This is a genomic window from Psychrobacter sp. ENNN9_III, from assembly GCF_001462175.1.
GTDB lineage: Bacteria > Pseudomonadota > Gammaproteobacteria > Pseudomonadales > Moraxellaceae > Psychrobacter.
In genome coordinates this window covers 20,055-30,335 of record NZ_LNUO01000129.1, presented here as the reverse complement: position 1 = coordinate 30,335, position 10,281 = coordinate 20,055, and the positions used below count along the sequence as shown (strand labels likewise).

Sequence of the window (10,281 nt, the reverse complement as noted above, 5' to 3'; positions counted from 1 at the left end):
CTTTATACGAGCAGTGAGGCTTTTTTTTGTCTGTTTTTTGAGTATTACTGTGGTTTTTGTTTAGAAGATTTATGACAAGTTGTTGAGTAACCATAGGCCGAATGCTTTCAAAAAAATGATGATAATGGTATGAAAGAACATTTTTCTAAATTATATACGTATGAAAAACGAAGCGAAGCTGATACTAGAATTTATACTAATAATCGAAAAGGCTTTAGGGTTTGAATAAGTTGAACACACTTAGAGAAGCTCTACAATTAACGATCAAGAATTTTTTCGGGACGTATCACGAACTCTCATAGAACATGCTGTTGTATAACAAGTACATTACGCTCTCAATTAAATTAGTTTTTAATCTTCGCTAATAACTCTAAGCGATGGATACAAAATAGACATTTCATTACATTCAATACCCTGTATATAATAAAATTGATAATGAAAATTATTATCATTAAATATTGAGTACTCTCTAGTTTATACATCATTTAGGCTTCCGTACCACCCTATTTGATAAACGTAAGAAGTTTTGGCAGTTGGCAAAACTTTAAAGGAGAAATATATGTCAGGACAATATTTTAATTTACCTAAGAGTATTCCTTGGAGACAAATTGCAGTTAGTCCGGATATGATGGATGAAAAATTCTGCAACAAACGATTTCCATTTCCTTGGCGATCTTCAATGGCCATATCAGTTTATGAACCCAAGCCCGAAGAGTTACCTGAGGAGTTATGTGGAGATCAAATCACCTATATTAAGGTTACTACTTCTATAACAGGCTATCAGCCAACCAAAAAAGAAATAGGTTTATTAAACCATATTGTCGGTCCAACTGGAGTTCAATTTCCTGATTTTCCGGAGGAAGGTTTTAGAAGTGTTATAGATCGAATAGCACAAGACTACTTTGCTTGTTATGGAGTTATGCTTAACGTTGCGGTCTTCCCAAGTGCTAACAAAGCTCTATTAGAGCGTAATAGAATAGATTTTTCTAAACTACGAGAACAAGGCGCACCAATCGATGCTCCCCCATTGAAAGTGGGAACCAAGCTAGAAGACCCATACGAAGAAAGCGGGGTAAGCTTTAACTCTGGTCAACCATCTAATGACCTCGTTAATCTTATAACTTTGGCTAACAACACAGATGCTGAACTTGACCTAAAAAAAGAGATGGTTATAGAAATTCCGGATACATCAGGAATAGCTGCTGTAGAAGCTAAAATCATTTATTTAGAAAGTACAGTTGTAAAGATGGAAGCGTTTTCTGCAGATGGTTTGGTTGGTACGAAATCATCAGAGTTGCAACCTAATCAAGTTCATAAACTAATCATTGAAGCAGAAGGTATTCAAAAAGTAGTCATTACTACATTTGAAGGTAAATCCTCACTTCTCGAATTCGCCTATTTTGTATTAGGAAAAGAAGAAGCAACTGATTTAGAGAATTTCCCTCACATCATTGACTTTGAACCTAAGCGCCGTGATCTTTATCAAGCCGCAACTGAAGCTGGTGAAGTTCTTACAGGATCAAGATCCGCATTATCGACAAACAAAGCGCTTACTCATACTGAAAGCACTGAAAACAGTGTTAGCTTTAAGGCTGGAGTGAAGGCCGTTATACCAATTCCAGAATTTCCTATTGGTGTAAATGCGTCTGTTTCAACTAAGCAAACCAATACAGAAACGGATCAGGACCAATGGAGTGTGCAAACAGATGCATCGCGTGAGCGACGAGAAACACAAGGCGCAACAACACAACTCAGTCAAATGTACAACCTATTAACGGGCTATCATGCCGGCACCAACAGAGCCTCGTTTCTCAGTCTAGCGCGTCCTCATGTACTGCAACCAACAGATTATCGGACCTTTGTTCAAGGTCTTCGAGCGATAGAAGGAATGCAGGAATACTTTTTAATTGTTTCTAGGCCGAAAGGAATTAAAGGGCTTTGTATAGAAGCCGCACTTGAAACCGGACATTATCCAGAAAACGCAGTAATTGTCGAACCTCCAGAGGAGTATTACGAAACTCATTTTGATTTTCACGTTCCTACTATGCGAGTGCCCGGCGGAAGTGGATCAGACGCTTTAGGGAATGGCGCAGGTGATGGTAAATGTGAAGATCTTAGTTTTATAAGGCCTTTACCAGAAGATTTTATTGTCGATCAAAGGCAAGAACGAAAAATAAAAGAAGGTGAGGATATTGATTCTGGGTGGCAAGAAGGGCATCCAGGAGTTGCCTTAATTTCTGGTCATAGCGAAAATGTTACAGCTTTGAATTATAGTGTTATAGCGGGAACACTTGTAGTGTCTGCAAAACTTTGTAGTGGTAGAGGTAGTAGTTCTGTGGGTGGTGGAGCTGCTGGGGATCAAGCAATTTTTCAAGATGCTATTTTCCGAGTATTTATGAGATCAGAGCTTCCAAAAACCAGTCACGCAGAGTCTCATGCAGATATAGGAAGCCTATTTATTACTAGTCGTAAACTTTGTACTTGTTTCAAATCAGGAAAATGTATAGAGATTATCCCACCACCTCTTACTCCTCCACCTGCACGGGAAGAAGATCCTGATATTATTGAACTCATAGTCGATGAACCAACGATCAGAATTAACAAAGCATTAATGACTAAAAGTGCAATTCGTCAAAATAGAGCACCACTTGCAAAAGAATTTCTCTCAAAAGTACAGTCCGCACTAACGAGAAGTCACAATAGTATAAGCCGCCATTCATCAGACGACAAAGTAGGGTTTTTAGAAAGTGACTATTTTAAAAATCAGATTAAAGACATTTTGCCAAGGGAATATCTCAAAACCCCTATATCTAAGATTAAGGGACTACCGGAAAGAGTAATAAAGACTTTAGGAGCTAGTCTAACAGTTGATCAGGCTTTATCCATCGACTTGGCGCGATTCTCTCGAAAAACAGGCCTAGGTGTAGAAGAAGCATCAAACGCGAGACGCTTACTTTTGGGTATATCTATACCAGATGATAAAAGCGGCAGGCCAAACAGCAAGGAGCAGTAGATTATGAATACATCTAACTGTTCTAAATTAGAAAATCTTAATGACCAAACTAATAATGAAGATGAAAATGAAGACTATCAAGCTCGCTATATCGATGCAATATTAGAGTGTTTTCCAGCCTTAGCAGAAGAGCTTGCTGCGGCTCAGAAAGAAGGAAGAGACCCTGTTGATGTCGCGAACTTCATTGCAGGTGAGATGAGTCAGTCGAGCAATCCTGCATTGGAAATTGAAATATTAGAAAAGCTGATTCCAATCACAGAAAAGAAACAGCCTGTTCGCGCAGACCAACATAAGGATAACTTGGCCGATGTCGGTGCTGATCCAGTCATGATGTATAAAGGTCAGTTCATTCACAATGTAGATGACATACGTATCAATGGCGCAGGTATTGATTTTGTTTTTAGCCGCCGCTATCGAAATCAGACCATATTTAATGGGCCACTTGGTTATAACTGGACACATAACTTTCACGTTTGGCTAAGGGAAGGCTCATCCTCTATCTTCCTATCTACAGGTGATTTTCGTGAAGAAGCGTATATAAAACATCCCCGTTTCGGCGAGACAATGAATAATGAATTTGATTACTGGATGCCACCGGATGGAAGCCATGGCGTTTTCTTCGCAGAAAATGGCTCCTATGTGCTTCGTCAGCCAAATGGTGTGCGGCAAATATTTGAAGTTGATCCAAAACACAGTTTTTTACACCGGTTGGCAAAAATAGAAGACCGTTTTGGAAATCATTTAACGCTCAGTTATGATCCGGCTACCGACCAATTAAAAGATATTGAAATAAACCATTCGGGAAGATATGTTCAATTTGCTTACGACACGCAAAACCGTATTTGCTATATCAGCGATTATACCAATCGACAATGGCATTATACTTACGACTCTATCGGCGACTTAATTGCAGTTACTTCACCTTTAACAGACCGCTACAAGTGCGGCCCAACAGTTTGCTATGAATATAGTTCTACATTCCAAACTGGAGATTTGCAACATAACTTAACTCGAATAATTGATGCAGCCGGCCAGATATATCTTGAAACAGAATACGGTAGTTCTCCTGAGCTACAGAATTACAACCGTGTCACTCGGCAACGTCAAGGCGGCGGTCAATATCAATTTACATATGAAATCATCGATCAAGTTTTTGATGCTGATTATCCAGCAGAACAGCGACCAACGAATAAAACCACCCTGATTGAAAGAAATGGCCAATCTATATGTCACATATATAATAAGTTTGGAAACTTATGTCACATATATAATAAGTTTGGAAACTTATTGCAGCGAGAACAGTGTGTCATTGAGAATGGGCTACTGCGAAAACTAATCGAACAGTACCGTTATGATCGAGATGGCAATGTCGTTTCATCACTGAGTCCTGAAGGTGTTTTGACCCAGCATATGTTCGGACGGGATTATTTTACCCGTCATCATCCGTTGATGGAAAATGGAGATATTCCAACAGAGCAATTAACATGGAAAGAGCGGCAAGCTTTTAGTCGTATACTTGCCAAAACTCGCCGTGGCGGCTATGCAAATTTTAATAGTTTTACTCTACCGCAAGGTATATGGGGTAACTTCCCTGACATCCTTAATGGTCACTTCCCTGCAACTATAGATCGAAGCCAAGATATCATTGTCAAAATGACTTATGAGGATGAATTTGGTCAGCTACTCACTATTTCTGACCCCCGATATACCGAAAGTGCTGACCCTGATGCAAACGAATTTCAATCGTATGACGATACGCTCACTAAGTATTCCTACACTGGCCTCACCAAACTTCTTTCAAAAGTTGAATACCCTCAGCCGCACTTGCACAATGGTCAACCACAACCAATCGTTGTTGAACTATTTACCGATTATGATTCAAAAGGCCGATTACTACGCTCAATAAATCCAGTCGGCGTTGTTACACAATGGAGCTTTTTTGAAGATCAAGACGATCTGTCTTTTGGACATTTGCGGCAGATTGTTGTCGATGTCGGCGGTTTTGAGATTACGGTGCGTAATGAGGTAGATGAGCTTGGTCGTATAACTGCTGTTCATGCGCCAAAATCAGTAGCTGCATCTGACGGACGATTTGTGACTCACACTTCATATAACGAGCTCGACCAAGTTATCGAAACAATATCCACAGCCCCATTTAATTTCAGAGCCCAAAAGTTTTATGATAGAACCGGTAAGCTAGAAAGATTAGATATAGATTTAAAAGATGAATTTGGGCAAGCAGAGCTAGGTGGGTCAAGCGTTGTCACCTTTTGCTATGATGAAGAGTTTAACTTAGTTAAGACCACAACAGGAGGTATTGATTTAGACACACATCTAGCCACCAAACATGTTTATGACAGTGCTGGTCAACGAATCCTGACCATTTCACCTAAGGGCAATCAAGTCCGTACTTGTTATAACGAACGACAATTACCAGCCTCTCAAACGACTGGAGCAGGGTCGGAAGATGCAGCCACAACACGGATAGAATATGACGGCGATGGACGAGTGCATCGTTCATTTGATGCTCTTGGTAACCCAACGACATTCGAATTTGATGTATTTGGCCGTGCTATCGCCACAGTAGATGCTTTGGGTCACATCACACGAACTGACTACGACAAAGCCAGTAATGTTACCTGCGTAAGATTCTTCGAAAAGCGTTTCAACGGTTACTTTTTATTATCTCGTAGTGAGACCGAATACGATGAGCTTAATCGTGCCATTCGTAATGGCGTAGATCGCTTTGAAGAACCATTAGGCCCATTTTTATTAAGTCAGCTTGATACCATAATGTTAGATTCACCCAATCCAGATGGTTTAGTCGAAACTGAAACAGTATATGACGCTAATAGCAGAGTTGTAAAAACTGTTGATCCGCTTGGGCGTGAAGTGCATTTTGCATATGATAACCTCGATCGCCCTACTCTTGTTACCGACTCACTAGGCAATCAAACTCTCACTCAATATGATGAGCATAATAATGTCATTCGCACAGATCAGATTGGCAGTGTGCTTGCAGAAGACGACACAGAAATTAGTAAACGATTTTTTGCAAGCAGTTCAACATTCAATGAACTTGATCGTATGACAAATCAAACAGACAGTCTAGGAAATACCACTCGCCTATTTTACGATAGCCGTGACAATATGGTACGACTGATTGATCCACTAGGAAATCAGACGAAATCAACTTTTGACGTTTATAACCGGCTGATTAAATCCACTAATTTTCTAACCGATACTGGCATAGGACCAGTCACACCAGCAGCAATACCAGTGATGACGAAACAAGAATATGATCTTAACAATAACTTGATATCAGTAATTGATGCACTAGGTCGTAAAACCAGATATGAGTATGATGCGCTCGATCGCCGTCGGGCCATCATTTACCCGAATGACAGTAAGATGCTGACTGACTACGATAAAAATAGTAATGTCATTCGTACGCAGGACAATAATGGCTTACAGCGCTTTTTTACACTTGATGCGTTAAACCGTACGATACGCATAGATGTAAATACAATTAATTTATCTACTGATCTCGTAGTTGCTGGAGCAACTTTTGAACGCTATAAGTATGATGGTCTTGATCGCCTAATAATAGCCGAGAATGATTTTGCTATTTGTTCTTTCCGATATAATTCACTGAGCTGGCAATTGCAAGAGACTATTACATATATTGTAAATGAGGCCCCGCTTAAAACTCCTTTCACCACCACTAGAAAGTTCAATGATGTCGGTGCTCTTACAGATTTGACTTACCCTAGTGGGCGCAGTCTACACATAGATCGGGATGACTTAAACAGAAGGACAAACACACAAAACATCGCAAATGGGATTAATTATCCTGGCGACTCAGCATCGATTGATAGTCGTCCAATCGCTCAAATGATTTACGCGGGTCTACAACCTGATCAATGCATTTTTGCTAACGGTGCCAGCACAAGCTATCGACATGATGGTGGTGGGCGCTTGATTGAGATAGCTCACAGTGGACCGAATGCAACGCATTTAATAATCCAATACCTTTACGATGCCGCTAATAATGTACGTATACGAAATGATGTGCTGACAGCTGGCCCCCGTACGGAACGCTTTGCTTATGATTCAATTTACCGACTCGCGCATGAATTTAAGCCAGATACCGCTGAATCCTTTGACTTCTCTAATTTTGGAATATCAAATACGGAACTAGCAAACCCGCTACCCAATCGCCAATCCACTATCACAACTTTGATAGGTGCGTTAGAGCTGCCTCAAGTACCGAAAACCTATGATTATGATCTAGTCGGTAATCGTGATATTGAAAGAACGTCTGATGGCAATATCATCAATTATAATTCCAATCAATTGGATCAATACCCGTCTCGCGGTAACACAAGCTACACCTATGATGACAACGGCAACCTTAAGGATGACCAACAGCGTTTCTCTACTTACGATTCGCTCAACAGACTAGTGCAAGTATGTGCAGATAAAGAATGTATCAATGAAATTGCTGTCTTCTGGCACGATGCGCTTGGGCGGCGTATTCTTGAGCAACTCGGTGGTCATGTTACCCAGTTAGTTTCTGATGGAGATGACGTTATTACTGAGTATCGAGATGGCAACCTCTTTGCACAATATGTTTATGATGATGGTATAGATAGCCCTCTACATATTGCAGCTGAAGGTGCTGAGCATTGGTATCATGCGGACTTAGTAGGGTCGATTCGTCTGCTAACTGATGCTAACGGTGATTCATTTGGAGGTTATCGCTATACGGCCTTTGGCGAGTTAATTGAATTACCGGTTAATGACATTTATAACCCTTGGCGTTACACGGCACGAAGGTTTGATGTTGAGCTTGAAACTTATGACTATCGGGCGCGGCAGTATAACCCTAAGGTTGGTCGATTTGTGCAGCGTGATCCAGAAGGAATGGTTGATGGGACTAATTTATATAGCTATGCAATTAATAAACCGCTAATGTTTAGTGATCCCAATGGTACAGACTCAAGACCTGAGTTTCAAAACTCTCCAGAAAATCGCAGTGAACAAACCAACGAAGCGAGTGAAGAATATTTACAAATTGCACAACGAGATTTGGAAAAACGACAAAAAAGTGATCCTTTAAATTTTAGATCCAGAACACGAAATATAAACAAACCTCCTCACCCGTCACAAATGTATGGAACATATAAAGTTTGGATAAACGATAATTATTTTTATGAGAAATATGAACCATTATTTGAGGTAGAATCAGGTACAAAAAATCATAATGATACCCCTAAATGTAATGCAATAGACATTGGAAGCAATATTACTCGAACTGGTTATAATATTACCAACTTCGCCCAAGCTATTGAATCCACTTCTGTACAAGGTAGAACCTTAGTCTATCTACGGTACAATACGATTAATCATAAATTATATATTGGAGTATCAGGGCCTGGAAAGAATCCTGAATACTGGGCAGCGAAAACAGTTCTTAGCCGTATTAAAGACCACAATGTAAAAGGTAGGAGTAGATACGGTATCGCGAATCCGAGTAGAAATATATATGAGTTCTACGCTCTAGAGTTTGTTGAACCAAGGATGAGAAGTGTAGTGGAAACAGAATATATTTACCGATTTGGTGGCACAAGTACTAGTGGCGGTCCTTTAGAAAATATAAATACACCAATAGAAAGTATTGAAGAATATAGAAGACTTGCACGTCAATTTGGGCGATCTTTTGTTCCTATTCCTGTACCACGCCACACTATACTTGCGCCTAAAAGTCCTAATCCACACTATATTGAAAATCCGACGGTTTGGATACGTAAGGGAAGAACAGTAAGGCCACTTAGACCAGCTATGCTTCCACGCCGGGGTAGGTAAAAGATCGATACATTGATGTCTCAGTATAGTCAAGGCTTAGTCTCTTTATCCATATCTATTCATGCTTATAGTCAAAGCATTCAGCAACATAAATTCGAAAAATCACGTCCATCAATCTTTTAACAGTTCTGTTTTGTCAAAATACCTAATACTTATCATAATTGGTAAGGTTAACAGACCATCCTCAAATGGACTTCAGCGTAGCTTATGACATCTATTTTTACTTTTAGTTCTAATAGCGTCTGCTCATTCCATGTTCCATAGCGATGTACCTTATATCAATACTCTTGTATAAATGCTCTTTCACAACTTGTCTGGCATAAATGGCATTTAAATAAGCAATTTATCTAAATGCTATTTACATTATGAGTACTGATCTATTCAATTTAGCAATGGCTTATAGCAATATGACTGTATCAACTAGTATGAGTTCAATTCTCATCTATTGCACTCATTGGTTATTATTCAACTTTATCAGTAAAGCTCATCTATTTGAACATCGACCGTTGCCCAAGACATACCTTCAAAACCCGGGTCATCTTTATAATTATTACTATCAGTAGGCATAGGAATTGGTTCGCCATCTTCTATCATGCCACTTATATGAAGCACAATAGCTTCTTTAGCATTTTTCAAAATATTTTCATACTCATCACTAGCGGAATAGCAGCCTGCTATATCTGGGATAATAATACCATACGCAGTATTGTTATCGCCTTTTTGGATTGCTATCGGATATTTCATCCTCAACTCCTAATAATTTTAAGTTTATGTATTGGAAAATAAGCAAGTCAGATGGTCAACCCAGCTGTTTTAAAATAATTTGAACGGTATAAAATATAGATACCGCTGATCAAGCTTATTATTTACTAAAGTTTTCCAATATTCTATAACTATCCTTGTCCGATTGAAGTACCTGTATATGTGAGCATAGTTTTTGGCAGGTAGATAAGTATTAACCATAAGAAAAGCCAGACAGCTCAAGTTATCTGGCTTTTTAGGTATGACCTATTATCTGTATTACGAAAGAAAAAAGCCTAACGCTTACGTCCTATAAAGCACTTTAACGACATGCCAACCAAATTTAGTTTTTACTAAATGCGGAGTAAATAGTTCGCCGTTGAAGCAGACTTTATCAAATGCTGGCACCATTTGACCTTTTTTAAACTCACCTAAGTTACCGCCCTTTTTAGCTGACGGGCAGGTTGAGTGTTTCTTAGCCAGCACATCAAAATGGGCACCTTTTTTAAGCTTAGCGATAATATCCTCCGCCAGCTCTTTATCTTTTACTAAAATATGCAATGCGCTAGCGGTACGAGCCATAATGTAAAGCCTTTATAAAATATTAATTATCGGGGTATTATATCACTACTTACCTTGGTCGCTAAACTCACCTGTAC

At 39.4% G+C, this 10,281-nt stretch carries 4 protein-coding genes; 2 read left to right on the top strand and 2 right to left on the bottom strand.

Going from position 1 to position 10,281, the window contains the following annotated elements:
• The first annotated feature begins 559 nt into the window (after positions 1-559).
• Entirely contained in the window at positions 560-3,013 is a 2,454-nt protein-coding gene (locus PENNN9_RS07970; protein ID WP_058369167.1) for a hypothetical protein, read from the top strand.
• Between the two features lie 3 nt (positions 3,014-3,016).
• Positions 3,017-8,881, top strand: a complete 5,865-nt coding sequence (locus PENNN9_RS07965; protein WP_058369166.1) for an RHS repeat-associated core domain-containing protein — start codon at positions 3,017-3,019, stop codon at positions 8,879-8,881.
• Between the two features lie 474 nt (positions 8,882-9,355).
• Here the strand turns inward: PENNN9_RS07965 and PENNN9_RS07960 are convergent, their stop codons facing one another.
• Complete coding sequence (locus PENNN9_RS07960) at positions 9,356-9,625, bottom strand: type II toxin-antitoxin system HicB family antitoxin (RefSeq protein WP_058369165.1); 270 nt, start codon at positions 9,623-9,625, stop codon at positions 9,356-9,358.
• A 300-nt stretch (positions 9,626-9,925) separates the two neighbouring features.
• Positions 9,926-10,204, bottom strand: a complete 279-nt coding sequence (gene ppiC, locus PENNN9_RS07955; protein ID WP_058369164.1) for a peptidylprolyl isomerase PpiC — start codon at positions 10,202-10,204, stop codon at positions 9,926-9,928.
• Between the last annotated feature and the right edge of the window lie 77 nt (positions 10,205-10,281).

Excerpts from the sequence above, each read along its gene's own strand:
- PENNN9_RS07970 (WP_058369167.1), top strand. The coding sequence starts at position 560 with ATGTCAGGACAATATTTTAATTTACCTAAGAGTATTCCTTGGAGACAA.
- PENNN9_RS07965 (WP_058369166.1), top strand. The coding sequence starts at position 3,017 with ATGAATACATCTAACTGTTCTAAATTAGAAAATCTTAATGACCAAACT.
- PENNN9_RS07960 (WP_058369165.1), bottom strand. The coding sequence starts at position 9,625 with ATGAAATATCCGATAGCAATCCAAAAAGGCGATAACAATACTGCGTAT.
- ppiC (WP_058369164.1), bottom strand. The coding sequence starts at position 10,204 with ATGGCTCGTACCGCTAGCGCATTGCATATTTTAGTAAAAGATAAAGAG.